The 24,302-nt window shown below is 66.5% G+C and carries 21 protein-coding genes and 4 pseudogenes; 7 read left to right on the top strand and 18 right to left on the bottom strand.

Features of this window, described 5'->3' with window-relative positions; translation table 11 throughout:
* Positions 1 to 3 precede the first annotated feature (3 nt).
* From ribBA to PCQ86_RS13220, 4 genes are all read right to left on the bottom strand, one after another.
* The gene (gene ribBA / locus PCQ86_RS13235) at positions 4 to 1,125 is read right to left on the bottom strand and encodes a bifunctional 3,4-dihydroxy-2-butanone-4-phosphate synthase/GTP cyclohydrolase II (RefSeq protein WP_270173952.1); all 1,122 of its coding nucleotides are present in this window, start codon (positions 1,123 to 1,125) and stop codon (positions 4 to 6) included.
* 259 nt (positions 1,126 to 1,384) lie between these two features.
* Positions 1,385 to 1,678 (bottom strand): 2Fe-2S iron-sulfur cluster-binding protein, encoded by a 294-nt coding sequence (locus PCQ86_RS13230; RefSeq protein WP_011805921.1) that lies wholly within the window; start codon positions 1,676 to 1,678, stop codon positions 1,385 to 1,387.
* 81 nt (positions 1,679 to 1,759) lie between these two features.
* Complete coding sequence (locus PCQ86_RS13225) at positions 1,760 to 2,674, bottom strand: SPFH domain-containing protein (RefSeq protein ID WP_011805920.1); 915 nt, start codon at positions 2,672 to 2,674, stop codon at positions 1,760 to 1,762.
* 78 nt (positions 2,675 to 2,752) lie between these two features.
* Positions 2,753 to 3,184 (bottom strand): NfeD family protein, encoded by a 432-nt coding sequence (locus PCQ86_RS13220; protein WP_011805919.1) that lies wholly within the window; start codon positions 3,182 to 3,184, stop codon positions 2,753 to 2,755.
* A 168-nt stretch (positions 3,185 to 3,352) separates the two neighbouring features.
* Here PCQ86_RS13220 and PCQ86_RS13215 point away from each other — a divergent pair, with 168 nt between their 5' ends.
* Positions 3,353 to 5,722 (top strand): arginine/lysine/ornithine decarboxylase, encoded by a 2,370-nt coding sequence (locus tag PCQ86_RS13215; RefSeq protein WP_270173951.1) that lies wholly within the window; start codon positions 3,353 to 3,355, stop codon positions 5,720 to 5,722.
* A 110-nt stretch (positions 5,723 to 5,832) separates the two neighbouring features.
* Here PCQ86_RS13215 and PCQ86_RS13210 read toward each other — a convergent pair whose 3' ends face one another.
* The gene (locus PCQ86_RS13210; RefSeq protein WP_270173950.1) at positions 5,833 to 6,813 is read right to left on the bottom strand and encodes a DNA ligase; all 981 of its coding nucleotides are present in this window, start codon (positions 6,811 to 6,813) and stop codon (positions 5,833 to 5,835) included.
* Positions 6,814 to 7,301: 488 nt separating this feature from the next.
* On the opposite strand from PCQ86_RS13210, the gene PCQ86_RS19875 reads away from it, so the two are divergent.
* Positions 7,302 to 7,499 carry a transcriptional regulator domain-containing protein gene (locus PCQ86_RS19875; RefSeq protein WP_442874417.1) on the top strand — a complete coding sequence of 66 codons (198 nt, stop codon included), beginning with the start codon at positions 7,302 to 7,304 and terminating at the stop codon, positions 7,497 to 7,499.
* A 15-nt stretch (positions 7,500 to 7,514) separates the two neighbouring features.
* Here PCQ86_RS19875 and PCQ86_RS13205 read toward each other — a convergent pair.
* The 6 genes and pseudogenes from PCQ86_RS13205 to PCQ86_RS13180 form a co-directional block, all read right to left on the bottom strand.
* Positions 7,515 to 7,712, bottom strand: a pseudogene (locus PCQ86_RS13205) (IS3 family transposase); the annotation flags it as partial.
* A gap of 38 nt (positions 7,713 to 7,750) precedes the next feature.
* Positions 7,751 to 8,977: an IS256 family transposase gene (locus PCQ86_RS13200; protein WP_270173949.1), complete on the bottom strand. Its 1,227-nt coding sequence runs from the start codon at positions 8,975 to 8,977 to the stop codon at positions 7,751 to 7,753.
* 66 nt (positions 8,978 to 9,043) lie between these two features.
* Positions 9,044 to 9,751 (bottom strand): annotated as a pseudogene (locus PCQ86_RS13195) (IS3 family transposase); the annotation flags it as partial.
* Between the two features lie 12 nt (positions 9,752 to 9,763).
* Positions 9,764 to 10,924 carry an IS30 family transposase gene (locus PCQ86_RS13190; protein WP_011804657.1) on the bottom strand — a complete coding sequence of 387 codons (1,161 nt, stop codon included), beginning with the start codon at positions 10,922 to 10,924 and terminating at the stop codon, positions 9,764 to 9,766.
* Between the two features lie 65 nt (positions 10,925 to 10,989).
* Positions 10,990 to 11,235 (bottom strand): annotated as a pseudogene (locus PCQ86_RS13185) (transposase); the annotation flags it as partial.
* A gap of 63 nt (positions 11,236 to 11,298) precedes the next feature.
* Positions 11,299 to 11,886: pseudogene (locus tag PCQ86_RS13180) on the bottom strand (IS5 family transposase); the annotation flags it as partial.
* A 190-nt stretch (positions 11,887 to 12,076) separates the two neighbouring features.
* Between PCQ86_RS13180 and PCQ86_RS13175 the strand changes: the two are divergent.
* On the top strand, positions 12,077 to 12,697 hold the full coding sequence (locus tag PCQ86_RS13175) for an FMN-binding negative transcriptional regulator (RefSeq protein WP_252102544.1): 621 nt from the start codon (positions 12,077 to 12,079) through the stop codon (positions 12,695 to 12,697).
* A 409-nt stretch (positions 12,698 to 13,106) separates the two neighbouring features.
* Complete coding sequence (locus PCQ86_RS13170; protein WP_015913012.1) at positions 13,107 to 13,679, top strand: hypothetical protein; 573 nt, start codon at positions 13,107 to 13,109, stop codon at positions 13,677 to 13,679.
* A 4-nt stretch (positions 13,680 to 13,683) separates the two neighbouring features.
* Here PCQ86_RS13170 and PCQ86_RS13165 read toward each other — a convergent pair whose 3' ends face one another.
* From PCQ86_RS13165 to PCQ86_RS13150, 4 genes are all read right to left on the bottom strand, one after another.
* The gene (locus PCQ86_RS13165) at positions 13,684 to 14,301 is read right to left on the bottom strand and encodes a DUF599 family protein (protein ID WP_270173948.1); all 618 of its coding nucleotides are present in this window, start codon (positions 14,299 to 14,301) and stop codon (positions 13,684 to 13,686) included.
* 103 nt (positions 14,302 to 14,404) lie between these two features.
* On the bottom strand, positions 14,405 to 14,827 hold the full coding sequence (locus PCQ86_RS13160) for a YeeE/YedE family protein (RefSeq protein ID WP_270173947.1): 423 nt from the start codon (positions 14,825 to 14,827) through the stop codon (positions 14,405 to 14,407).
* Positions 14,828 to 14,849: 22 nt separating this feature from the next.
* Complete coding sequence (locus PCQ86_RS13155; RefSeq protein WP_011805641.1) at positions 14,850 to 15,293, bottom strand: YeeE/YedE family protein; 444 nt, start codon at positions 15,291 to 15,293, stop codon at positions 14,850 to 14,852.
* Positions 15,294 to 15,297: 4 nt separating this feature from the next.
* Positions 15,298 to 15,621 (bottom strand): ArsR/SmtB family transcription factor, encoded by a 324-nt coding sequence (locus PCQ86_RS13150; protein WP_047349308.1) that lies wholly within the window; start codon positions 15,619 to 15,621, stop codon positions 15,298 to 15,300.
* Between the two features lie 107 nt (positions 15,622 to 15,728).
* On the opposite strand from PCQ86_RS13150, the gene PCQ86_RS13145 reads away from it, so the two are divergent.
* On the top strand, positions 15,729 to 16,631 hold the full coding sequence (locus PCQ86_RS13145; RefSeq protein WP_011805639.1) for an MBL fold metallo-hydrolase: 903 nt from the start codon (positions 15,729 to 15,731) through the stop codon (positions 16,629 to 16,631).
* A 38-nt stretch (positions 16,632 to 16,669) separates the two neighbouring features.
* Here PCQ86_RS13145 and PCQ86_RS13140 read toward each other — a convergent pair whose 3' ends face one another.
* Genes PCQ86_RS13140 through PCQ86_RS13130 form a run of 3 tightly spaced genes read right to left on the bottom strand, consistent with a single transcriptional unit; the run spans position 16,670 to position 19,645 of the window.
* Positions 16,670 to 17,503 (bottom strand): TlpA disulfide reductase family protein, encoded by an 834-nt coding sequence (locus PCQ86_RS13140; protein WP_270173946.1) that lies wholly within the window; start codon positions 17,501 to 17,503, stop codon positions 16,670 to 16,672.
* Positions 17,504 to 17,510: 7 nt separating this feature from the next.
* Complete coding sequence (locus PCQ86_RS13135) at positions 17,511 to 18,971, bottom strand: ATP-binding protein (RefSeq protein WP_270173945.1); 1,461 nt, start codon at positions 18,969 to 18,971, stop codon at positions 17,511 to 17,513.
* Positions 18,968 to 19,645: a response regulator gene (locus tag PCQ86_RS13130; protein ID WP_270173944.1), complete on the bottom strand. Its 678-nt coding sequence runs from the start codon at positions 19,643 to 19,645 to the stop codon at positions 18,968 to 18,970. Before PCQ86_RS13130 ends, PCQ86_RS13135 begins: the two co-directional genes overlap by 4 nt.
* Before the next feature lie 109 nt (positions 19,646 to 19,754).
* Between PCQ86_RS13130 and PCQ86_RS13125 the strand changes: the two genes are divergently transcribed.
* Together PCQ86_RS13125 and PCQ86_RS13120 are read left to right on the top strand one after the other, a co-directional pair.
* Positions 19,755 to 21,440 (top strand): VRR-NUC domain-containing protein, encoded by a 1,686-nt coding sequence (locus PCQ86_RS13125; protein ID WP_270173943.1) that lies wholly within the window; start codon positions 19,755 to 19,757, stop codon positions 21,438 to 21,440.
* Complete coding sequence (locus PCQ86_RS13120; protein WP_270173942.1) at positions 21,437 to 24,025, top strand: ATP-dependent DNA helicase; 2,589 nt, start codon at positions 21,437 to 21,439, stop codon at positions 24,023 to 24,025. The genes PCQ86_RS13125 and PCQ86_RS13120 overlap by 4 nt, the downstream gene beginning before the upstream one ends.
* The last annotated feature ends 277 nt before the right edge of the window (positions 24,026 to 24,302 follow it).

The following is a 24,302-nucleotide window of genomic DNA, read 5'->3' as shown; positions in this document are numbered from 1 at the left end:
GTCTTATTCCTTGGGGATGTAGCCGGTGATTTCGAGTCCGTAGCCCACCATGCTGGGCATGCGGCGCGGCTGGCCCATGAGCTGCATCTTGGCCACGCCCACTTCGCGCAGGATCTGCGCGCCCACGCCGTAGGTGCGCAGGTCCATGCGACCGCGCTCGGGCGCATGGGAGGCGCGGGCCGTGCCTTCGAACTGCTCCAGCAGCTGCTCGGCACTCTCGCCGCAGTTCAGCAGCACCGCCACGCCCTGGCCATGGTGGTGGATGTATTGCAGGCTGGCGTCCAGGCTCCACGAGTGCATGCCGCGGCCCACTTCCAGCAGGTCCAGCACCGACAAGGGCTCGTGCACGCGCACGGGCACGCTCTCTGCGGCGTCCCACTGGCCCTTGACCAGGGCCAGGTGCACGGCCTGGCTCGGCTCGTCGCGGAAGGCGTGCATGGTGAACTCGCCGAACGCCGTGGTGATCTGGCGCGAAGCCACCTTGTGCACCAGCGACTCGGTGCGGCTGCGGTATTCGATCAGGTCGGCGATCGTGCCGATCTTGATGCCGTGCTCGGCCGCGAACAGCTGCAGGTCCGGCAGGCGGGCCATGGTGCCGTCGTCCTTCATCACCTCGCAGATCACGGCGGAGGGGCTGCAGCCGGCCATGGCGGCCAGGTCGCAGCCGGCCTCGGTGTGGCCGGCGCGCATGAGCACGCCGCCATCCACCGCCTGCAGCGGGAAGATGTGGCCGGGCTGCACCAGGTCGGCAGCCTGGGCGTTGGCGGCCACGGCGGCCTGCACGGTGCGCGCGCGGTCGGCGGCGCTGATGCCGGTGGTCACGCCCTCGGCCGCCTCGATGGAGACGGTGAAGGCGGTGCCCATCTTGGTGCCGTTGCGCGCCACCATGGGCGGCAGGCGCAGGCGCTCGCAGCGTTCGCGCGTGAGGGTCAGGCAGATCAGGCCGCGGCCGAAGCGCGCCATGAAGTTGATGGCCTCGGGCGTGACATGGTCCGCGGCGATCACGAGGTCGCCTTCGTTCTCGCGGTCTTCTTCATCGACGAGGATCACGATGCGGCCGGCGCGCAACTCGGCCACGATGTCCTGGACGGGCGAGATGGGCGCGGGCGTGAGGGGGGTGGTCATGCAGGGCTTTCGGATGGGCCATGCGGGCCGGGGCGGTGTGCGTTCCCCGGCGGGCGGGCAACGGGCGTGCCCCCAAAGAACGGCGATGCGGCCCCTGCCGCACGGAGGAGGGACGCGCGGTCCCGAAGCGGCCAATTCTAGTCGCGCCGCCGGGCCGTTGTCCGCGCGCCGCCGCGGTAAGTCTGCCGCAGGTGGGGGCAAGCGGGCCGCAGGTTGCGCTGCCTCAACCGTACCGGTGCGCGGAGCGCGGCACAGGGGCTCAGATGGCGGGGGCCTCCAGCTTCACGTCGCTCACGGGATAGGCCACGCAGGGCAGCACGCAGCCCTCGGCCTTTTCTTCTGCCGTCAGGCCCGGCCAGTCGATGGCGTAGCGCACCTCGCCCTCCGCCAGCACGCCGATGCAGGTGCGGCAGGTGCCGTTGCGGCAGGAGCTGGGCCAGTCGATACCGCCTTGCTCCAGCGACAGCAGCAGCGGCTGCTCGGGCCAGGCATCGCACTGGGTGCCGTCGTCGCCCACGCGGGCCGTGAAGAAGGGGGCTACGGGGGAATTCATGCGAAGTTCTAAGCAAAAAGTGGCTCCAGCGCTTGTGGGGTGAGCGCTTGTAGCTATAAGAAAAAGAGCGAAAGCGTTGGGTCAGCTGCGCTGCTGCGTCTGGATCATCTTCATGGCCGAGCTGACGAGTGCGGATACCTCGGTCATGTTGCTCGGCACGATGAGCGTGGTGGTGGCGTCCGCGGCCACCTTGCCATACGCCTCCACGGCCTTTTCGGCGACCTTGAGCTGCACGGCCTGCTCGCCGCCCGGCTGGCGGATGGCGGCGGCAATGCGCTCGATGGCCTGGGCGGTGGCGTCGGCCACGGCGGTGATGGCGGCGGCCTCGCCCTGGGCGTTGTTGATGGCGGCTTGCTTTTCACCTTCGGAGCGGGCGATGAAGGCCTCACGCTCGCCGGTGGCGATGTTGATCTGTTCCTGGCGGCGGCCTTCCGAAGCGGCAATCAATGCGCGCTTTTCACGCTCGGCGGTGATCTGGGCCTGCATGGCGCGCAGGATCTCGGCGGGCGGCGTCAGGTCCTTGATCTCGTAGCGCAGCACCTTCACGCCCCAGTTCAGCGCCGCTTCGTCGATGGCCTGCACCACCTGGGCGTTGATCATGTCGCGCTCTTCGAACGTTTTGTCCAGCTCCAGCTTGCCGATCACGCTGCGCAGCGTGGTCTGGGCCAGCTGCGAGATGGCGGTGATGTAGTTGGACGAACCGTAGCTGGCGCGCATGGGGTCGGTCACCTGGAAGTACAGGATGCCGTCCACCTGCAGTTGGGTGTTGTCCTTGGTGATGCAGACCTGGCTGGGCACGTCCAGGGGGATTTCCTTCAGGCTGTGCTTGTAGGCGATGCGGTCGACGAAGGGGATGATGAACTTCGGCCCCGGCGTGAGCGTGCCGGCGTACTTGCCCAGGCGCTCCTTCACCCAGGCATGCTGCTGCGGCACGATCTTGACGGCGCGCGCGATGAAGATCACCGCGATGACGAAGAGGATGATGGCGATTTCCATGAGGTTTTTCTTTCTGTGCCGCGTGCGGCGGTGAAGGGCATGGCGGATGGTAGCGAGGCCGCTCCCGGTTCTGGATGACTACAGCGGATCCACCAGCAGGCGGTTGCCCACCAGTTCGGCCACGCGGTGCGGGCCAGTGGCGGGCGTGATGCCCGGGCGGTGGATGGCGGTCCAGCTCGCGCCGCGGTACTTCACGACGGCCGTGCCGTCGGGCTGCCAAGCGTCGATGAACACCGTCTCGCCCACGTCCAGGTTCACGCTGCGGTCGGCCCGCGCGGATGGCTCGCCCGGCCGGCTGCGGCGCTTGACGTAGGCCCCCAGCACGGTGCCGGCCCCGACCAGTGCGCTCACCAGGATCTGCGCCGTGTTGCCCAGGCCCGCGTGGGCCGCGAGTGCGCCGGCCGCCAGGCCCACGGCCAGCATCAGCAGGTAAAAGGTGCCGGTGAGCAGCTCGGCCACCACGGCCACCCCGGCCATGAGCCACCAGAGCGTGGATGCGTCCAGATTCATGTGTTTTCTCCTTCCCTCTCTGTCGGGTGCGCGCCGGCGGGCGGCGCGGTGTTGTTTCCAGGTCGATGGATTCTGGGCGAAATGCTGCGGTGTTCATAGGGATAGCACGCATATTCCTTACACTGCGCGCCTCTTTCGTTTTTTTGGCCCGGTCATCGGAGGCAGCGCATGAAATTTCGCTTTCCCATCGTCATCATCGACGAGGACTATCGTTCAGAGAACACCTCCGGCCTGGGGATCCGGGCGCTGGCGCAGGCCATCGAGGCGGAAGGGTTCGAGGTCCTGGGCGTGACCAGCTACGGCGACCTGTCGCAGTTCGCCCAGCAGCAAAGCCGCGCCAGCGCGTTCATCCTGTCGATCGACGACGAGGAATTCACGCTGGGCACGGGCCAGGATCCCATCGTGCACAGCCTGCGCGCCTTCATCGAAGAGGTACGCCGCAAGAACGCCGACGTGCCGATCTACGTGCACGGCGAGACCAAGACCGCGCGCCACCTGCCCAACGACATCCTGCGCGAGCTGCACGGCTTCATCCACATGTTCGAGGACACGCCCGAGTTCGTGGCCAAGCACATCATCCGCGAGGCCAAGAGCTACCTGGAGGGCGTGCAGCCGCCATTCTTCAAGGCGCTGCTGGATTACGCGGAAGACGGCTCCTACAGCTGGCACTGCCCGGGCCACTCGGGCGGCGTGGCGTTCCTCAAGAGCCCCGTGGGCCAGATGTACCACCAGTTCTATGGTGAGAACATGCTGCGCGCGGACGTCTGCAATGCCGTGGAAGAACTGGGCCAGCTGCTGGACCACAACGGCGCCATCGGCGAGAGCGAGCGCAACGCCGCGCGCATCTTCAACGCCGACCACTGCTTCTTCGTGACCAACGGCACGTCCACCTCCAACAAGATGGTGTGGCACCACACCGTGGCACCGGGCGACGTGGTGGTGGTGGACCGCAACTGCCACAAGTCCATCCTGCACAGCATCATCATGACCGGGGCGATCCCCGTGTTCCTGAAACCCACGCGCAACCACTTCGGCATCATCGGGCCCATTCCGCAAAGCGAATTCGAGCCCGCGACCATCCAGGCGAAGATCAAGGCCAACCCGCTGCTCAAGGGCGTGGACGCCAAGAAGGTCAAGCCGCGCGTGCTGACCCTCACGCAGTCGACCTACGACGGTGTGCTCTACAACACCGAGACCATCAAGGGCATGCTCGACGGCTACGTCGAGAACCTGCACTTCGACGAGGCCTGGCTGCCCCACGCGGCCTTCCACCCGTTCTACGGCAGTTACCACGCCATGGGAAAAAAACGCGCGCGGCCCAAGCAGTCGGTGGTGTACGCCACGCAGTCCATCCACAAGCTGCTGGCCGGCATCAGCCAGGCCAGCCATGTGCTGGTGCAGGACAGTCAAACGACCAAGCTGGACCGTCACCTGTTCAACGAGGCGTACCTGATGCACACCTCGACCAGCCCGCAGTACAGCATCATCGCCAGCTGCGACGTGGCTGCGGCCATGATGGAGCCGCCCGGCGGCACCGCCCTGGTGGAGGAAAGCCTGGTCGAAGCCCTGGACTTTCGCCGCGCCATGCGCAAGGTGGAGGACGAGTTCGGCAAGGACGACTGGTGGTTCAAGGTCTGGGGCCCCGACAAGCTCGCCGACGAGGGTGTCGGCCGTGCAGACGACTGGATCATCCGCGGCGACGCCAAGGGCAAGAAGAACGGCCCGAGCAAGTGGCATGGCTTCGGCGCGCTGGCCGACGGCTTCAACATGCTGGACCCGATCAAGTCCACCATCGTCACGCCCGGCCTGAACCTGGACGGCAAGTTCGACAAGACCGGCATTCCGGCCAGCATCGTCACCAAATACCTGTCCGAGCACGGCGTGGTGGTGGAGAAGACGGGCCTGTACTCGTTCTTCATCATGTTCACCATCGGCATCACCAAGGGCCGCTGGAATACGCTGCTGGCCGCGCTGCAGCAGTTCAAGGACGACTACGAGAAGAACCAGCCCATGTGGCGCATCCTTCCCGAGTTCTGCCAGCAGCACAAGCGCTACGAGCGCATGGGCCTGAAGGATCTCTGCCAGCATGTGCACCAGCTGTACGCCAAGTACGACATCGCCCGCCTGACGACCGAGATGTACCTCTCGGACCTCACGCCGGCCATGAAGCCCAGCGACGCCTATGCCCACATCGCGCAGCGCAAGACCGAGCGCGTGGAGATCGACCAGCTGGAAGGCCGCATCACCACCAGCCTGATCACGCCGTACCCGCCGGGCATTCCGCTGCTGATTCCCGGCGAGGTGTTCAACAAGAAGATCGTGGACTACCTCAAGTTCTCGCGCGAGTTCTCCAAGCTCTGCCCGGGGTTTGAGACCGACATCCACGGCCTGGTGGAGATCGAGGACGACAACGGCAACGTGCGTTATTACGCCGACTGCGTGACGCAGGGCACGGGCGGCAGCCGCAAGCCCCGCGCCAACGACCCTGAGTCGCTGGTGCAGGTGGGCAGCGACGGCCCGTTTGGCCGCACCATCTGAAGTGCCGGCAGCGCCTCTCGCAGGAGGGGCGGGCTGAAAAGGGGCGGGCGACCGCCACTTTTGCTTTTGTTTTGATAGCTGCCAGCGCTTGCTGGGTATGCGCTAGGACCTCATTTGCCTCTGTTTCTTGCTGGGGCGGGCTCCAGATTGGCCTGCCCGCCGGCAGCGGCTGCGTTGGCCGCAGAGGGCGCGTCGGCGCGCACTCGCCAGAAGCGCGCAAACCGCGGCAAGCCGCTTGCGTGGGTGCCGTTGAAGCGGTAGGTCACCACGGTGCCCACCGGCGGTGGATTGCGCCGCACCGCATCCGGCAGGCCGCTGCCCAAGCGCAGGCGCCGGCCGTCGGGCAGCGCCACCAGCAGCGCGCCGGTCTTGCCCGCGTATTTGCCGCGTCCGGGCACGTGCCCTACCACCACGGCTTCCGCGTCCTCGAAGGTCTTGAGCTTGAGCAGATCGTCGCTGCGCCCGCCACGGTAGGGCGCGTCGTCTCGGCGCAGCATCAGTCCCTCGGCGCCGGCCTTCTCCAGCCGGTGCAGCTGCCCCATCAGTTCCGTGTGGCTGGACACCCTCCATTGCGCGGCAGGCTGGACCCACGGCTGGCCCAGATGGGCCACGGTGCGGCGCAGCAGGGGCAGGCGCTCGCCGAAACCGCCCGGCGCTCGCGGCAGGTCGAACACCATGTATCGCAGCGCGCGCCACCGGGCATCGTCGGGCGTGGCCTGCGCCACGGTCGCCTGCGCGGCGGCAAACTGGCCGCGGCCGGCCCACAGTTCGCCATCCATCGGTACCGGCGGCCAGCCGGCGGTGAACCACGCTGGCGCCCGGATGGGCAGGCCCTGCCGGCTGATCAGTTGCTGACCGGTCCAGAGGGCGCGCACACCGTCGTATTTTTCGCTCACCCAATAGTCCGCGACCACCACGCCCGGGTGGTAATGCTGCGCCAGCGTGGGCGAGGGCGCTGCCGGGTCCGCGGAGGAGGGCGACTCCAGGGCAGCAGCCGGCTGCGCGTTTGCTGCTACTACACAAGCAGCTACGGCCAGTAGCCAGGCCCAGCGTCGGAGGGCCAACAGTGCGAAGTGCGTCGCAAGGAGCATGGCAGGGTCCGGATTCAGGAACTCTGGATTGTCGGCGATGCAAAAAATATAGCGGTCAGCGCTTGCTGGATGCTCGCTAGAGGTCGAAGGGGTCTTTAAGTCGGCTTTGCGCTGCGGAGGGTGAATGGCAGAGAAGCCGCAACGGATGGTTCAAAGCTCCCGAGAGCGGCGGACTTCCCATGCATTCCGCCAAAGCAAAAGCCCCTGACTCTTGCGAATCAGGGGCTTTGATTGTGGTGCCGGAGACATGAATCGAACACGCGACCTTCTCATTACGAACTCTGGCGCGGAGTATTGCCGATTGATGCTCAGTGCTGTCTTCACTCGAGACGAATCAATTTTAGCATCCCAGATTGATGCCGAATAGTGTTGAAATTTCCCCCCAACTGTGACATAGCTGTGACACGGAGGGCTTGCATCTGGGCCCTGTTTTGTCACGATCCAGACCACCTGATTACGTCCATGGACTTTCAACTGGGGAGGGAAAGATGAGTACGGTGCAAGCAGACAAAGAGCAAGTGGGTCCGAAGTCATCCCGGCAATGGGCTTGGGAATTTCTTCGACGTAACCCTGCATACAGAGAGGCATATGCGCAATGGATGGCGCTTCCAGAGGCTGTTCGGAGCTTGAGCATCAACACACAGGAGCTTTGCCGGTCACTGTCCGACGAAATTCCTCATGTCTGAATCGCCCCGGATTCCCTAGACACTTTTGAGCCGTTGGGAATGGCGTCTCTCGAACTCTACCGGCGAAGTATCTCCGGCAGTGCCATGGCGGCGCTTAGGGTTGTAGAACATCTCGATGTAGTTGAAGACATCGGCTCTCGCGTCATCGCGGGTCGGATAGATCTGGCGGCGGATGCGTTCGCGCTTGAGCAACTGGAAGAAGCTCTCGGTCACGGGGGCGTGTCCGAATTTTTGTGTAAACGGGTCGGACTTCAATTGACGGAGATGCGGTCTCCGAACTGAATGGTAAAGCGGGTCAGCGCGGCCTTCCAATCCCGGATGGGCATGGTCCACTTCTGGCTGATGTTGCGCAGCGCCAGGTAGAACAGCTTGGTCAGCGCCTCGTCGCTGGGGAACGAGCCCCGGTTCTTGGTCAGCTTCCTCAGGCTCATGTTCACCGACTCGATGGCATTGGTGGTGTAGATGACCTTGCGGATTTCCGGCGGGTAGTCAAAGAACGGGGTCAAGCGGCTCCAGTTCCTGCGCCAGGACTGGCCGATGGGCAGGTACTCGGCATCCCATCGGGCCTCGAACTCTGCGAGCATCAGTTCGGCCTCCTCGGCGGTGGCGGCCGTGTAGATACGGCGCAGGTCGGCCGCCACTTCCTTGCGGCGCTTCCATGAGACGTAGTTCAGGCTGTGACGCACCATGTGAACGATGCACAGTTGCACCACCGCCTTGGGGAAGACTGCCTCGATGGCGTCAGGGAAGCCCTTGAGCCCATCGACGCAGGCGATGAAGATGTCCTGCACGCCCCGGTTGCGCAACTCGGTGACCACCTGCAGCCAGAACTTGGCGCCCTCGGTCTGGGCCAGCCACAGGCCCAGCACCTCCTTGTCGCCCGTCATGGTGATGCCGATGGCCAGGTACACCGCCTTGACCCGCACCGCGCCCTCGCGCACCTTCACATGGATGCAGTCCAGATAGACGATGGGGTAGATTGCATCGAGCGGGCGGGCTTGCCAGGTCTTGACCTCATCGGCCACGGCGTCGGTCACCGAGGAAATCAGGCTGGGCGAGACCTCGGTGCCGTACATCTCCTCCAGGTGGGCCTGTATCTCGCGCACCGTCATGCCGCGGGCGTACAGCGAGATGATTTTGTCGTCGAAGCCGGCCCAGCGGGTCTGGTGCTTGGGGATGAGCTGGGGCTCGAAGCTGCCATGGCGGTCACGTGGCACCTCGATGGGCAACTCGCCGAAATCGCCCTTGAGGGTCTTCTTGCTCTTGCCATTGCGGGTGTTGCCAGTGGTGTTGGCTACCGCTTCGTTGCGTTCGTGGCCCAGATGCTCGGTCAGTTCGGCGTCTAGGGCTCGCTCCACCAGCAGCTTGGTCAACTGCTTGAGCAGGCCGTTCTCGCCGATGAGGTCTTCGGGCTTCTTGTAGCTGGCCAGCAGGCCAGACAGCAGTTCTTCGGGTACGTCGTGTTTCTTGGTGTTCATTGTGCTTACGGACAGGCCGGCTTACGCCGGCGGTGGATTGTCCGTTTACACAAAATTCTGCACACCCTCGGTCACGGCGTTGTCGTGGCAGTTGCCGCGACGGCTCATGCTGCAGATCAGCTTGTGGTCGCGTAGGAAGTCCTGCCAGTCATGCCCAGTGAATTGACTGCCTTGATCCGAATGCACTGTGACTGGCTGCTCGGGTCGACGACGCCACAAGGCCATCACCAGCGCATCGAGCGCCAGCCCGGTATCGATGCGGCTACCCATTGACCAGCCGACCACCTGACGCGAGAACAGATCGACCACCACGGCCAGGTACAGCCAGCCCTCATGGGTGCGGATGTAGGTGATGTCGGTCACCCAGGATTGATTGGGCTGCGCCACGGAGAACTGGCGCTGCAGGTGGTTGGGCGCGACGACCGCGGGCTTGCCACCACGCATGCCAGGGCGACGGCGGTAGCCGGTCTGCGAGCGCAGTCCTTCGAGTTTGAGCAATCGGGCCACGCGGTGCTTGCCGCAGGACTCGCCTAGATCGCGCATGTCCAGGGTGAGCTTGCGGTAGCCGTACACGCCGCCGCTCTCCAACCACGCGTGCTTGAGCAGGCCCAGCACCCGTTGATCGTCCTGGGCGCGTGGGCTCACCGGATCGGCCTTCCAGGCGTAGTAGCCGCTGGGGTGCACCGTCATGATCTTGCACATGCGGCGCACGCTGTGCTCGTGTTCATGCCGCTCGATAAATGCGTACTTCACCCGGACTGCTTGGCAAAGTACGCTGCCTTGGATTCAACCCGTCGCTGCAACGGCTCGCTGAAGTCTACTGGCAGGAGTTTCATAGTCCAGCGTTTTTCGAGGCCTCATGTTCAAACGCATGGAGATCGCGTCCAGGTCTTCCTGGCTGTAGACCGATAGGTCCGCACCCTTGGGAAGGTACTGACGCACCAACCCATTGGTGTTCTCGTTCGTTCCTCGCTGCCACGGGCTTCGTGGATCGCAGAAGAACACATCGACTTCAGTGGCCATGGAGAACGTTCGGTGCAGGGCCAGCTCCATGCCCCGATCCCAGGTCAATGATTTCATCAAGCCTCCTGGGAGTCGCTTGACTTCACGCGTCAAAGCCTGCACCACGCTGGCCGTGTCCTTGCCATCGACCTGGACCAGTAGCGCGAAACGTGAATGACGCTCCACCAGCGTCGCAATGTGGCTATTCTTTGCTCCCGTGACCAAGTCACCTTCCCAATGACCAGGAACCGCCCGGTCTTCGATCTGCGCGGGACGGCTGTGGATGGATACGGCGTCAGTGATCTGCCCACGAGGAGACTCCTTGCCCAGGCCTGCTCGCGCTCGCCGCATTGAGCGACGAGTACGAAGATGCGCCATCAGCTCCTTCTTCAGCACGCCGCGCGCCTGTACGAAGAGACTGCGATAGATCGTCTCGTGCGACACCTGCATGCAGGCAGTATCCGGGTGTTCTCGTCGCAGCCATCCAGCGATTTGCTGTGGAGACCACTGAAGTGCCAACTTCTGGGCCACAAGGCTGGTCAGCTCAGGATTCAGTGCCAACGCACAAGGTTTGGTGCGGCGTGCTTGCTCCCAGGCTCGCTCATCGGCCACAGCCGCACGATATCGCGCGGCACCACCATTGCGATGTACCTCTCGGCTGATCGTTGAAGGCGAACGACCAAGTTCCGCGGCGATCTGCCTGCAAGAGTGCCCCGCCGCCAAGCCGCGAGAGACCTGCTCACGATCATCTGCTGTCAACGCCGAGGCTGCCCGTTTCCGCGCTGGTCTATAGATGCCTCCGCCTAGCGCGAGAACCCCATGCACAGACCCAGGGTACTTGAACAACGCACGACCGATGTCGCTGATGGAATCCCCTGCCTTCCAGCGCTCCCACAACTCGCGCCTCTGCGCATCCGACAGTCCGGGACGTCCCAATCTCGCCATGAATTTTTACCTCGCTGCATCCTTGTACCAAAGGTGTTGCAGCGACGGGTTGAATCCAAGGCGGCCTTTTTTAAGATGTCGCGCTCCTCGGTCACACGCTTGAGCTCGGCCTTCAGGCGGCGCATCTCGTCGGCTTGCGAGCACTGCGCTTGGCGCTGGTCAGGCGACATCTGCTTGACTTTGATCCATTGATACAGACTGTGCTGGCTGACGCCAAGCCTGGCCGACACGTCGGCCACCTTGTGGCCTCGTTCGGTGATCTGCTTGACCGCTTCGATCTTGAATTCTTCGGGGTATCTCTGCTTGCTCATGGCACCTCCTATTGGGCCTCAGGTTTGAGGCTCAGAGGTGTCTAGAAAACCCGGGGCGATTCAGCCGCTGGTGCCTCGCACCGTATGCACCAGGCCTGAGTCTGCATCCACCCCAATGTGGGCCTTCATACCGAAGTACCACTGATTGCCCTTCTTGCTTTGATGCATCTCGGGGTCACGCTCGTGACTTTGGTTTTTGGTTGAACTGGGCGCAGCAATCAGCGTGGCATCCACTACGGTGCCTGCCTTGAGTTGCAACCCCTTGGCTTGCAGTAGCGCATTCACGGTGGCCAGGATCTGATCGGCCAGCTTGTGGCGCTCCAGCATGTGACGAAAGCGCAGGATGCTCGATTCACTGGGGATCTGTGCGTCCCAGTGGGACAGGCCTGCAAAGTCCCGAAAGGCTGGCACGTCGTGCAAGGCTTCTTCCATGGCGGGGTCACTGAGTTTGAACCACTGCTGCATGAAGTGGATGCGCAGCAGCGTGCTCACTGCAAATGGCTGCTGGCCCCGGCGCCCACTCTCGGGTGCGTAGGGCTCTATCAGCGAGACCAGCTCAGCCCAAGGCACCACCAGCTCCATGGCATCGAGAAATTCGCGCTTGCGGGTGCGTTTGGTGGTGTTGCTCAGGCCCAGGCTGCTTTGCTTCATGCGCTTATTGTCTGAGCTTCAGGCTCGCTCAGCCACATCGTACAGGGATTCGTGCAGAGAGTCCTTAGGGCTGACGATGAGGCTGCTAGCCTTAGGGGGCCTGTCCATCCTTTGCGCAGCGGGTTTGGATAGGCGCCAAACGGGCGCCTGGCTTGAAAGGCTTCCGGCAACTTTTTCCACCACGCGCTTTATGTACCTACCTGCACAATTCGCCGAGTCCCGGATTGGGGAGCTTCACCGCATCGTCCGCGAGAACGCGCTGGGCATGCTGGTGACACACACTCCCGCCAGTTTGGAGGCCAACCACCTTCCATTTTTTCTGGATGGCGACATGCTGCTGGCGCATGTGGCGCGTGGCAATCCCATCTGGCGCGAGGTACGCGACGGCGATCAAGTGCTTGTCGTCTTCCGCGGCGTCGAAGGTTATATCTCTCCCAACTGGTATCCCGGTAAACAGGAGACGCATCGGCGCGTGCCTACCTGGAACTACGAGGTTGTCCATGCCCACGGAACGATTCATGTCCGCGACGATGTGAAATTCGTTCGCAGAGTGGTCGCCTTGCTAACGCGCCAGCATGAGGCGGGGCAGGCACAGCCGTGGAAGATGGGCGATGCGCCCACAGACTATCTGGATGAGCAACTGCGGCATATCGTGGGCATTGAGATCCGTCTCGGGCGACTGGAAGGAAAGCGCAAGCTGAACCAGCACCACGGCGAGCAAGACCGCGAGGGCGCGATTCAAGGACTGGAGTCCCGCGGCAACCATGGGCTCGCCAAAGCCATGAGGGAGGCGACGTCCCCCACATCGTGACCCGCAACTCCTTGGCCGGCCGGCTTGCGGCCATGCGCGAAGCGGGGTGGCGGGCCTCAGTGCGTTGCCTGCCAGGTGATGCGCGGGCCAGCAAACGATCCAGGCCCTGACCTAGCAGGGTGGGCACTGGTGGTAAGCCCGGCCATGGTGGCTGCGGTGCAATCCGTCAGCGGACCTGCCGGGGCGGTAATGCCCGGCAGTGTGGTGGCGGATCGCCTCCTGCGCGCCTCGGTGAAAGCCGCGCGCCGCATCGCGTGCCGTCGCGTTGGCGCAGAGCGTGCAATGGCGACGCCGGAGCCGGTCGGCGCGGATGCCTTATTCCGCGAGCGGGCCCATGAAGGATCCCGAGGGTTGCCGCATCTCGCCCGCGGGCATGGCACCATGCGGTTTTCTATGTGGGAGTGAATCCATGAAATTCTGGCGGGCGGGTGCGTTCGGAGCGTTGGTGTTGGCGGGCTGTGCCAGCCAGCAAACGCTGGTGCCGCAGATTCAGCAAGGCGAATCCGAAGGGAAAAAGACCGTGACGGTGGCGCCCGCGAGTGCCGCGTGCTCCCGGCCCCAGTGCCCCGTGCTGGCGGCGGCGTGGAGCGCGGCGAAGCCGGCGCAGGCGGTGCTCACCGTGGGCCTGCCCCATCAGGCGGCGGAGGTCACGGGCGCGGACTTCCATTTGGGGGGCGGGCAGGCGGTGCGCGTGCGGTCGCGTTCGCGCGCCGAGGCCGCTGCGCTGGGCTACCCCGCCACGGCGTTCGATGTGCCCTTGCGGCTGGTGGACCAGATCGCCTATACGCCGCGTAGCTGGGTGCGGGTTCACACCGCCGATGGGCGCAGCGTGGATGAGACGCTCAACAGCGGTGAGGAGCGCAGCAAGGCCGTCGAGGCGATGAGCTACTTTGTCACTGCCGTGGAGTCTGCCAGCGGCCAGGTGGCCAACCCCGACAGCTCTCGCGGCGGCTTGATGGACCGCCTGGGCGGCGGCAAATAGGGCATCAGCGGTCCACGTCCAGCCAGCCCCACATCGACAGGAACAGCGCCACCGCAGTGGCGGCGCCCAGCAGGCTGTGGATGTAGAACAGCGCCAGCGGCACCGCCCAGATCATGAGGCGCAGCGACTGGCTGTAGTACAGGCCCGCGCGCATCAGACTGCGCTCGCCCAGGGTCTGCCATGACCGGCGCGCCGCAGACTCCACGGGCATGCCCGCCACGAAGCCGGCGTGGTGGTAGTTGCGCGCCGCCAGCATCGAGGTCAGAAATGCCAGTGCCAACAGCACCAGCACGGCGAACGCGTTCCAGAAGGCCAACCCCTGGACGGTGCCCAACGGTGGAAAACCGTGGTGCCACCACTGCGACGGCCAGTGGCCCTGGGTGAGCGTGAGCCCGCCCATGAAGGCCAGGGTGGCGGTGGTCGCCGTCATGGTGCAGGACATGAGCGAGTTGCGTAGCGTCTGGACCCCCAGCACTTCGGTGCCCTTGTGCTGCGCAATGGCGCTAAACCATTCCTGCCGCAACCGTGTATGGGCGCGTGTGGCGGAAGGTGCCCACGCCCAGTGCCGCACAAGGTACAGCAACGGCAGTGCGGCGGTGAGGAGAAACAGCAGGGAGTCCATGTGCATCGCTATGAATTAAGGAGCTTATAGCGCTTGCTGGTATTGGTTTTCAACGCGTTATTGCAATGAATTCAGCCAATGACAAGCGCTGCCAGCTATTTTTTCAGGAGCGCGTGCGGCGATCCCAGAAGTGTTGCAGCTGCATCCCCGCCAGCATGGCGGCCACGAACAGCCAGACCTCGCCGCGCAGCGTCCCTAGGTTCATCACGGCCGGGCCGGGGCAGAACCCCGCCAGGCCCCAGCCAATGCCGAACAGCGCCGCGCCGGTCAGCAGGCGTCTGTCCACCGCGGTGGAGGAGGGCAGCTGCATGGGGTCTCCCAGCAGCGAGGTCTTGCGCTTGCGGGCCCAGGTGAACGCCACCAGGCCCACAAGAATGGCGCCCCCCATGACGAAGGCGAGCGAAGGGTCCCAGGCGCCGAAGAAGTCCAGGAAGTTCTGTACTTTTGCGGGATTGCCCATGCCCGACAGGATCAGGCCCAGTCCGAAGATCAGGCCGGCGAGCAGTGATGCGATAGCAGAAGCCATGGTGTTTCTCCTTGAGATGGGGTCAGGCCAGCACGTGACGCACCACGAACACCGTGGCGGCGCCGGCACCGATGAAGGTCAGGGTGGCGGCCAGGGAGCGCAGCGACAGGCGCGAGAGTCCGCACACGCCGTGCCCACTGGTACAGCCCGACCCCAGCCGGGTGCCAAAGCCGACCAGCAGGCCGGCCAGCACGATGACCAGCGGGTTGCTGGGCATCTCCATGGGGGGCAGGGGGGCGATGAGCTGCCAGACCAATGGCGCCGCCACCATGCCGATCACGAAGGCCGCACGCCAGCCCCAGTTGGCAACGCTGGCCCAGCTGCTGCGCTGCAGCAGCGCGCCCACGATGCCGCTGATGCCGGCGATGCGCCCCAGCAGCACGATCAGCAGCGCCGCGGCCAGGCCGATCAGCATGCCGCCGGCCAGCGATGACCAGGGGGTGAACGAATTCCAGAGGATGGTCATGGGATCAAGCTCCTTGCTTGCAGAAAAGGCGATGGATGGCCTGCATCAGCTGCAGTGCGCGGTCGTCCGCCAGTTGGTACCAGATGAATTTGCCTTCACGGCGGGTTTGCACCAGCCCGTCGCGGCGCAATACGCCCAACTGCTGCGACAGCGTGGGCTGGCCGATGCCGGTGAGCTGCTCCAGCTCACCCACGGTGCGCTCGCCTTCGGTCAGCTGGCACAGCAGCATGAGCCGGTCTTCGTTGCCCAGCAGCTTGAGCATGGTCACGGCTTCGCCCGCATGGGCGCGCATGGCGGGCAGGTCCAGGGTCGTGGCGTCGTCAATCATGATGGAGGTGCAAAACAATATGTTTTCATATAATATATCAAAAAATAAACTGTTGTTGGTTGGTGGTGCTGCTTCGGCACTTCCGTCTTCATTGCGAAAGGACCTTCATGCCCCACGCCTCCATGCATATCGAGCCCTTCTTCGACCCCGTGACGGGCACCGTGAGCTATGTGCTCGCAGACACCGACGCCGGCCAAGCGGCCGTGATCGACCCCGTGCTGGATTTCGAGCCGAAGTCCGGCACGCTGACCAGCGCCTCATCGGATCGCATCATTGAATACGTGCGCCGCCAGGGCTGGCAGGTGCAGTGGATCCTGGAAACCCACGCACACGCCGACCATCTCTCGGGCGCGCAGCACATACGCCACCACCTCGGCGGCAAGGTCGCCATCGGCGCGCACATCCGCGCGGTGCAGCAGCTCTTTCGCAGCGTGTTCCATTTCGAGCGCAGCTTCCTGCCCGACGGCAGCCAGTTCGACCACCTGTTCGAGGACGGCGAGACCTTCCATGTCGGCGGGCTGGAGCTGACGGCGCTGCATGTGCCGGGCCACACGCCTGCCGACATGGCCTACCGCGTGGGTGACGACGTGTTCGTGGGCGACACGCTGTTCATGCCCGACGTGGGTACGGCCCGCGCGGACTTCCCGGGCGGTGACGCCGCCACGCTGTACCGCTCCATCCAGCGCCTGCTGGCGCTGCCCGCGCACACCCGACTGCACATGTGCCACGACTATCCGCCCGAGAACCGCGCACCTGCCTGGGTCAGCACCGTGGCAGAGCAACGCAGCGGCAACATCCATGTGCACGAGGGCGTGACCGAGGCCGCGTTCGTGCAGATGCGCACCGCGCGGGACGCCACACTGGCCATGCCCACGCTCATCCTGCCTTCAGTGCAGGTCAATGTGCGCGCCGGCAAGCTGCCGCCCGCGCAGGACGACGGGCGTACCTATATCCAGCTGCCCATCAATGCGTTCCTGAAAGGGGCTGGCGCGCCGCAGGGCATGTCGTGACGTCGGCGGCGCACCTCTTTGCGCCAGCGGCCGCGTTGCTAAGGGGCGGAGTGGCCGCTGATGAGCGCGAGGTGTTGGGCCAGCGTGGCAGCCGACAGCTCGCCCACGCGCACCGCGGCCAGACGGCCCTGGCGGTCATAGAACAGGGTGGTGGGCAGGGCTTTGTGGCCCAGCGCGCTACCCAGCTGGCCCGCTGAGTCCAGCAGCACATCGGCGGCCGGCAGGCGCTGCTGCGCAGCAAACCGGGCGACTGTCTCGGGAGGCTCCCCCTGGTTCACCCACAGAAAACGCACCTGTGACTGGGGCGACTGGGCCTCGCGCGCCTGCAGCATGACGGGCATCTCGCGCCGGCAGGGCGGGCACCAACTGGCCCACAGGTTCACCACCACGGGCTGCCCCTTCAGCTCTGGCAGGGCGACCGTGCGCGCATCCAGCGCTACGCCTTGCCATGAGGGCAGGGCGGCCTGCTCGCGCGGTGCTGTAGCCTGCAGCACGCCCCAACCCAGCAGCCCTACGCCGGCGAATGTGGCCAGCCCGGCCGTGGCGCTTTGCCGCCATGGGCTGCGGCGCAGCCACAGCAGCGCGACATAAAGCAGCGCGGCGCCCAGGCCCGCCCAGGGCGACCACCCGCCGTCGCGGATGTCGAGCACAGCCACCGGCGCGCTGGCATACAGATCCGCATAGCGCAGCACAAAGCCCAGCCGCGCCGCGATCAGTGCGACCAGGGGCAGCCGCCAGCCATGCGGGCCGCCCGTCAGGCCACGCCGTGCGGCCAGTCGCTCATGCACCATCGTGCCCAACTGCCAGGCGCCCAGGAGCACCAGCAACATCCACGGCAGGACCAGTGGGCCCAGGTGCAGCACGCGGTCCACGGCGGCGTCAGTCCCTTGCTGCCGAAGAGGTCACCGCCAGCGCCGGAAGGCACAGCCGCGCCCGCAGGCCGGGCTCGGCCGGTTCCAGCGTCAGCGTGCCATGGGCGCTTTCGGCGATGCGGCGCACGATCGTCAGGCCCAGGCCGCTGCCGGGCGAGGTGCTGGACTTGCGCCAGAAACGCCGCAGCGCTTGCTCGCACTCCGCAGGGGTCAGGCCGGGGCCTTCGTCGCGCACACAGACTTCCACCGTGCCCGGGCCGGCAGCATCGGCTTGCCAGCGTAGCGTGGCGCTCACAGGGGCGGGGCCCTGGTGATGGCGCAGCGCGTTGTCGATCAGGTTGGTGATGGCGCAGGCCAGCAGCGCGGGGGGCAGCGGTAGCTGTATTGCCTGCCAGGCTGCCGGGTCGGCGGGTATTTCTGCCGCGTCCAGCGGTGGGGAGGGCAACTGAATGCCCTCGTTCTCGGCACGCTGCAGGGACTGGCTGCAGGCCAGGCGAAAGGCCTGCGCGATGCCGGTGCCCACGGTGGCGCGCGCCTCTCCCGCGCTGGCGCTTTCCACGCGTGCAAGCTGCAGCAGTTGCTCCAGCGTGGCGTGCATGTGGTCGATGCCTTCGCCCGCTTGGCGCAGTGCGTTGGCGGCCTTGTCGGGGCTGGCGTTGTTGTTGCCCGCGGCAAGTGTCAGCTGCGCCACCTGCACATGGGTCTTGATGGCGGTGAGCGGCGTGCGCAGCTCATGCGCCGCGTCGGCGGTCCAGCGGCGCTCGTGTTCCATGCTGGCGTCCATGCGCGCCAGCAACTGATTCAGGCTGTCCACCAGCGGGGCCAGTTCCTTGACGTCGCGGCCCGACTGCACGGGCGTGGGGTCGTGGGGCGGGCGCTGCACCAGCTCCTCGCGCAGGCGCTGCAGCGGGCGCAGGCTGCGCGTGCCCATCCACCAGGTCAGCAGCAGGATGACGGCAAGCGCCAGCACGAAGGGCAGCACCAGCGTGCGCACGAAGGTCTGCACCAATTGGTCGCGCACATCCAGTCGGTCGGCGGTGGCCACGCGCACGCCCTTGTCCTCCAGCACATAGGTGCGCCACTGCTTGCCGCCCTTGGTGATCTGGCCAAAGCCCGCGTTGCCCGCAGAGGCCATGTCCGGGATGTTGTTGGTGCGCGCGATGGGCAGGATGTCCACTTCGCTGCGCACCAGGCTCACCTCGCAGGCCACGCCATCGCGGCCAATGACCGACAGCAGCGCATCGTTGCTGGCGCGCGGCGCTGCCGCCAGCTCGGCCTGCTGGAACTGCTGCACGATGCCCACCACCATCCGGGCCGATGCGATGAGGCGGTCGTCCAGCAGCGTGCGCAGCTCGCGCTGCATGTTGGTGAACTGCCAGATCGCCACGCCGCTCCAGACCAGGCAAATGGTCAGGCTCAGGCCCAGCACCAGCCGAACCCGCAGGCTTTGCACCGGTCGTGCCGTCATGCCGCACCGCCGCAGTAGCGCGCGCCCAGCCGAAAGCCCAGGCCGCGCACGGTGTCGATCACATCGGCGCCGAGCTTCTTGCGCAGATGGTGCACGTGCACGTTCACGGTGTTGCTGCCCACGTCCTGGTCCAGACCGTACAGGCTGTCATGCAGCTGCGCCGCGCTCAGCACGCGCCCATGCGCCTGCAGCAGGGCCTGCAGCAGCGCCCATTCGCGACGCGAGATGTCTATCGCCACGCCGTTGCGCGTGACTTCGCCGGTGGCCATGTTGACCTGGCAGTCGCCCAGCGCCAGCAGGTCGCTGGTGCGCCCGCCCGCGCGGCGCAGCAGGGCGCGCAGGCGCAGCACCAGCTCCTGCAGGTCGAAGGGTTTGGTCAGGTAGTCGTCGGTGCCGGTCTGAAAGCCGGCCACCTTGTCCTCGATGGTGCTGCGCGCGGTAAGGATCAGCACCGGCAGCGCCAACCCCTTGGCGCGCCACTGGCGCAGCAGGCTGATGCCGTCGCCATCGGGCAGCCCTAAGTCCAGCACGCAGGCATCGAACTGGCGGCTGGCCATGTGGGCCTGCGCCTGCGCCACGCTGCCCGCGGTGTCGCTGGTGAAGCCGTGCAGCTCCAGCCCGGCCTGGATGCCGCTGGCCACCAGCGCGTTGTCTTCGACGATCAGGATGTGCATGCGGCCCGCTTGGCAAAAGCCCGCATTCTAGGAACGGCGCGTTATCCCCACATTAACGGCGCACCCGCTGCGCCGGTATCATTGACTGTATAAACGCACAGTCTTCTGTATGCCGCAGCCCGGCCCTGCGCCTGCACCGCACCGCTTTTACTACCTGCACAACTTCCAGCGTGCGCTGGACTGGCTGCACACGCGCTATGGCGACCTGCTCGGTGGGGACGACCTGCAGTTCCTCACCGACTTTCGGCAACTGCCCCAGGCCGCACAGGCCCTGCTGGTGCGCATGGTGATGCGGCGCGGGCCGTGGTTTCGCGCGAGCAAGCTGGCCTATGACGAGATTCCCGACACGCGAGACGCCGCCGCGCCGTTGCTGTCGCGGGGCTGGCTGTGCGCTGATGCGCCCCTGGGTCTATCGGAGCTGTTCGCCTTGCACACCAAGCGCGAGCTGCTACAGATTTTGCAGGGCACTGCGCTGCACCCCACCATGCGCAAGGCCGAGATGCTGCAGGCCCTGGCCGACCGCGCTGACCTGCGGCAGCCCTACGCCGCCTGGCACCCGCATGCCGACGAGCCCGTTTGGCACGTGACGGTGGGCGCGCGCTGCGAGCGGCTGCGGCTCATGTTCTTCGGCAACCTGCACCAGAGCTGGGCGGAGTTCGTGCTGGCCGACCTGGGCGTGTTCCGCTACGAGGCCGTGCCGCTGGACGCTGCCTCGCGCGCCTTCCAGCATCAGGCCGATGTGGACACCTACCTTGCCCTCAGCGCCTGCCGCCAGGCGCTGGACGCGGAGGGCTTCGACGCCGCTGCGCTGCTGCAGGCACTGGCCGCCGCGCACAGCGCTACGCCGTGGCTGGAGCAGCGCCGCGCGCGGGTCCTGCTGCGCGTGGGGCAGGCCTGCGAGCGCGCGCGCGACTGGCCGCTGGCCGCGCAGGCCTACGCCGCCAGCCGCGCCCCCGGTGCGCGCCACCGCCAGATCCGCGTGCTGGAGCGCATGCAATGCTCCGATCAGGCTCTAGCCCTTGCCCATCAAGCGCTGGCTGCTCCTGAAAGTGAAGAAGAACACCAGCGCGTGGCGCGCATGCTGCCGCGCCTGCGCCGCAGTCTGGGGCAGGGCGGCGGGCCGCGCCGGCCGGCACTGGCCCCGGCCGTGGCTGCGCTGCGCATGGACGTGGAACTGCCCGCGCCCACGCCACCCCACTCGGTGGAGCACGCGCTGCGCGCGCACTGGCACTGCGCCGAGGCGCCGGTGTTTTATGTGGAGAACACGCTCGTCAACGCGCTGTTCGGCCTGCTGTGCTGGCCGGCCATCTTTGCGCCGCTGCCGGGCGCGTTCTTCCACCCCTTCCAGAGCGGCCCGGCCGACCTGGCCGCGCCCGACTTCGTGGCGCGCCGCCAGGCCTTGTTCAACGCCTGCCTGGCCGAACTGCACGACGGCCGCTACCGCGCCACCATCCTGCAGCGCTTTGAAGAGAAGCACGGCACCCAGTCGCCCTTCGTGGCCTGGGGCGCGTTGAGCGCCGAACTGCTGGCGCTGGCGCTGGACTGCATTCCGCCCGCGCACCTGGAGCGGCTGTTCGCCCGGCTGCTGTGCGACGTGCAGGCCAACCGCACCGGCCTGCCCGACCTGGTGCGCTTTTGGCCCGGCCGCCCGCCCGGGGCCGAGCGCTATGCGCTGGTGGAGGTGAAGGCCCCCGGCGACAAGCTGCAGGACAACCAGATCCGCTGGCTGGCGTATTGCGTGGACCATGGCATTCCGGTGCAGGTGTGCCACGTGCAGTGGTGCGGCCCGGCATGACGGCCGCCCCGCGCCCCCACGTGGTGGCCGTGCGCGCGCTGTGCGAGTTCACGGCCCGCACGGGTGACCTGGACCTACGCTTCACCCCCGCCCCCAGCGCGCTCGAAGGCATGGAGGGCCACCGCGCGGTGCAGCAGCGCCGCGGCGCAGGCTACGAGGCCGAGGTGCCGCTGAGCGGCACGTACGACCACTTGACGGTGCGCGGCCGTGCCGATGGCTGGAACGCGGCGCTGGGGCAGCTCGAAGAAATCAAGACCTACCGCGGCACGCTCGACAGCGTGCGCCCCCACCACCGCGCGCTGCACTGGGCCCAGGCCCAGGTGTACGGCCACCTGCTGTGCCAGGCGCACGGGCTGGCAGGGCTCAAGCTTGCGCTGGTCTACGTGCACGCCACCACCCATGCCGAGACCGTACTGGTGCAGGAACACACCGCCGCCGCGCTGCAGGCGTTCTTTGCCACGCAGTGCCAGCGCTACCTGGCCTGGGCGCACAGCGAGGCCGCGCACCGCCAGCAGCGCAACGCCGCCCTGGTGCGGCTGCGCTTTCCGCTGCCCGCATTCCGCGCCGGGCAGCGCGAGCTGGCCGTGGCCGTGTACCGCACTGCACACCCCAACGCAGAGGGCGCCAGCGCCCCCGCCGGGCGTTGCCTGCTGGCCCAGGCGCCCACCGGCATCGGCAAGACCCTGGGCACGCTGTTCCCGCTGCTCAAGGCTATGGCGCCCCCGGCTATGGCGCCCCCGGCTATGGCGCACCAGGCCATGACCACGCCAGGGCAGGGCGGGCCGGCCCCGGCCGCTGCCGCTGCCGCATCCGGCGCCGCCGCCGATGCGGTGGCCAACGGGGACACGGAAGTCATCAAAAAAGAGAGCGCGCCCCGCGCACCCAGCGGCCTGGACAAGCTGTTTTTCCTCACCGCCAAGGGCACGGGCCACGGCCTGGCGCTGCATGCGCTGGCCCAGTTGCAGGGCGCATTGGCCCCGCGCACGCCCGGCACGCCGCTGCGCGTGCTGGACCTGCACGCGCGCGACAAGACCTGCGAACACCCCGGCAGCGCCTGCCATGGCGATGCCTGCCCGCTGGCGCGCGGCTTCTTTGACCGGCTGCCCGCCGCCCGCGCTGCCGCCGTGCAGCAGCCCGCGCCGTGGGATGCGCCCGCCGTGCGCGGCGTGGCGCTGCAGCACGGCATCTGCCCCTACTACCTGTCGCAAGAGCTGGTGCGCTGGGCCGACGTGGTGGTGGCCGACTACCACTACTACTACGACAGCGCCGCCATGCTCTACGCCCTCACGCAGCAGCAGGGCTGGCGCGTGGCCGTGCTGGTGGACGAGGCCCACAACCTGCTGGAGCGCGCGCGCAGCATGTACACCGCGCCGCTCTCGCCCTTCGAGCTGGCCGCCGCACGCCAGGCCGCCACCGGCCCCGTGAAGAAGGCGCTCGACGCGCTGCACCGCCAGTGGAACGCGCTGAACAAGACCGTGGGCCAGGCCGCAGAAGACGCTGGCACGCCAGGCGCACCCGGCGCATCGCGCGCCGGCGCCACCGCACCCGCGCACCCCCTCGCCGCCACGCCCAGCTACCAGGCCCACGCCACCGTGCCGCCCGCGCTGCTGGGCGCGGTGCAGCGCGCCGTGGGCGCCATGGCAGAGGCCCAGGCGGACCAACCCCTGCCGCCGGGCGACGCGGTGCTGGTGTTCTATTGGTCGCTGCTGCACTTCCAGGCCCTGGCCGAGCAGTTCGGCCCGCATGCGCTGTTCGATCTGCAGCGCTCCGCCACGCCGCCCCGCAGCCGCAGCGGCCGGGCCCGCACACCCGCCACCACGCTGTGCATCCGCAACGTAATTCCCGCACCGCACTTGGCCGCGCGCCACGCGGCGGCGCAGGCCACGGTGCTGTTCTCGGGCACGCTCAGCCCGCCGCAGTTCTATCGCGACCTGCTGGGCCTGCCGCCCGACACCGCCTGGCTGGACGTGGCCGCCCCCTTTGCCGCCCACCAGCTGCAGGTGCGCGTGGCCCCGCACATTTCCACCCGCTGGCGCGACCGCGAGGCCTCGCTCGCCCCCATCGCCGACCTGGTGGCCGCGCAGTACGCGCACCAGCCCGGCAACTACCTGTGCTTTGCCAGCAGCTTCGACTATCTGCAGCGCGTGGCCGCCACCCTGGCCCAGCGCCACCCACAGGTGCCCCAATGGCAGCAAACGCGCGAGATGGACGACGCCAGCCGCGCCGCCTTCCTCGCCCGCTTCACCGAAGGCGGCCAAGGCGTGGGCCTGGCCGTGCTGGGCGGCGCCTTTGCCGAAGGCGTGGACCTGCCGGGCACCCGCCTCATCGGCGCCTTCATCGCCACGCTGGGCCTGCCGCAGGTGAACGCGGTGAACGACGCCATGCAATGTGCGCTGGACGAGGTGATGGGCCCTGGCCAAGGCTATGCCTGCACCTACCTGTACCCCGGCCTGCGCAAGGTGGTGCAGGCCGCCGGCCGCGTGATCCGCACCGAACATGACCAGGGCGTGGTGGTGCTGATGGACGACCGGTTTCAGCGTGCAGAGGTGCGCGCGTTGTTGCCACGGTGGTGGCAGGCGGGGTGAGGGGCTTGGTTCGGATGTCGGGCAGCACGCGGCCCGTGATACCGAAAGGCGCTGAATGCTATGAATATAGTAGCTGCCGGCGCTTATCTAAAGCGCCGTAACGGCCAATTTGGCTTGTAAATTTGAAGGGTTTTATTCCCCGAACCGGCTTGAACGGAAGGCTGATTTTTCAGTGAAATGCGCAGGAGGCGCTGAGCAAAGACTGCGCTTCAAAGGCTGTGGGAGCAGCTTGCGGCCAGGAGCAGCCGGTGGGGGCAAGTGAAAACAGACGTTCAGC

Origin of the sequence: Diaphorobacter sp. ED-3 (assembly GCF_027625375.1) — a bacterium.
GTDB lineage: Bacteria > Pseudomonadota > Gammaproteobacteria > Burkholderiales > Burkholderiaceae_C > Diaphorobacter > Diaphorobacter nitroreducens.
The sequence above is the reverse complement of the archived record's forward strand: the minus strand, read 5'-3'. Positions and strand labels throughout refer to the sequence as shown.

Bases quoted from the DNA above. Each gene is read 5' to 3' on its own strand.
- ribBA (WP_270173952.1), bottom strand. From the start codon at position 1,125: ATGACCACCCCCCTCACGCCCGCGCCCATCTCGCCCGTCCAGGACATC.
- PCQ86_RS13230 (WP_011805921.1), bottom strand. From the start codon at position 1,678: ATGAATTCCCCCGTAGCCCCCTTCTTCACGGCCCGCGTGGGCGACGAC.
- PCQ86_RS13225 (WP_011805920.1), bottom strand. From the start codon at position 2,674: ATGGAAATCGCCATCATCCTCTTCGTCATCGCGGTGATCTTCATCGCG.
- PCQ86_RS13220 (WP_011805919.1), bottom strand. From the start codon at position 3,184: ATGAATCTGGACGCATCCACGCTCTGGTGGCTCATGGCCGGGGTGGCC.
- PCQ86_RS13215 (WP_270173951.1), top strand. From the start codon at position 3,353: ATGAAATTTCGCTTTCCCATCGTCATCATCGACGAGGACTATCGTTCA.
- PCQ86_RS13210 (WP_270173950.1), bottom strand. From the start codon at position 6,813: ATGCTCCTTGCGACGCACTTCGCACTGTTGGCCCTCCGACGCTGGGCC.
- PCQ86_RS19875 (WP_442874417.1), top strand. From the start codon at position 7,302: ATGAGTACGGTGCAAGCAGACAAAGAGCAAGTGGGTCCGAAGTCATCC.
- PCQ86_RS13200 (WP_270173949.1), bottom strand. From the start codon at position 8,977: ATGAACACCAAGAAACACGACGTACCCGAAGAACTGCTGTCTGGCCTG.
- PCQ86_RS13190 (WP_011804657.1), bottom strand. From the start codon at position 10,924: ATGGCGAGATTGGGACGTCCCGGACTGTCGGATGCGCAGAGGCGCGAG.
- PCQ86_RS13175 (WP_252102544.1), top strand. From the start codon at position 12,077: ATGTACCTACCTGCACAATTCGCCGAGTCCCGGATTGGGGAGCTTCAC.
- PCQ86_RS13170 (WP_015913012.1), top strand. From the start codon at position 13,107: ATGAAATTCTGGCGGGCGGGTGCGTTCGGAGCGTTGGTGTTGGCGGGC.
- PCQ86_RS13165 (WP_270173948.1), bottom strand. From the start codon at position 14,301: ATGGACTCCCTGCTGTTTCTCCTCACCGCCGCACTGCCGTTGCTGTAC.
- PCQ86_RS13160 (WP_270173947.1), bottom strand. From the start codon at position 14,827: ATGGCTTCTGCTATCGCATCACTGCTCGCCGGCCTGATCTTCGGACTG.
- PCQ86_RS13155 (WP_011805641.1), bottom strand. From the start codon at position 15,293: ATGACCATCCTCTGGAATTCGTTCACCCCCTGGTCATCGCTGGCCGGC.
- PCQ86_RS13150 (WP_047349308.1), bottom strand. From the start codon at position 15,621: ATGATTGACGACGCCACGACCCTGGACCTGCCCGCCATGCGCGCCCAT.
- PCQ86_RS13145 (WP_011805639.1), top strand. From the start codon at position 15,729: ATGCCCCACGCCTCCATGCATATCGAGCCCTTCTTCGACCCCGTGACG.
- PCQ86_RS13135 (WP_270173945.1), bottom strand. From the start codon at position 18,971: ATGACGGCACGACCGGTGCAAAGCCTGCGGGTTCGGCTGGTGCTGGGC.
- PCQ86_RS13130 (WP_270173944.1), bottom strand. From the start codon at position 19,645: ATGCACATCCTGATCGTCGAAGACAACGCGCTGGTGGCCAGCGGCATC.
- PCQ86_RS13125 (WP_270173943.1), top strand. From the start codon at position 19,755: ATGCCGCAGCCCGGCCCTGCGCCTGCACCGCACCGCTTTTACTACCTG.
- PCQ86_RS13120 (WP_270173942.1), top strand. From the start codon at position 21,437: ATGACGGCCGCCCCGCGCCCCCACGTGGTGGCCGTGCGCGCGCTGTGC.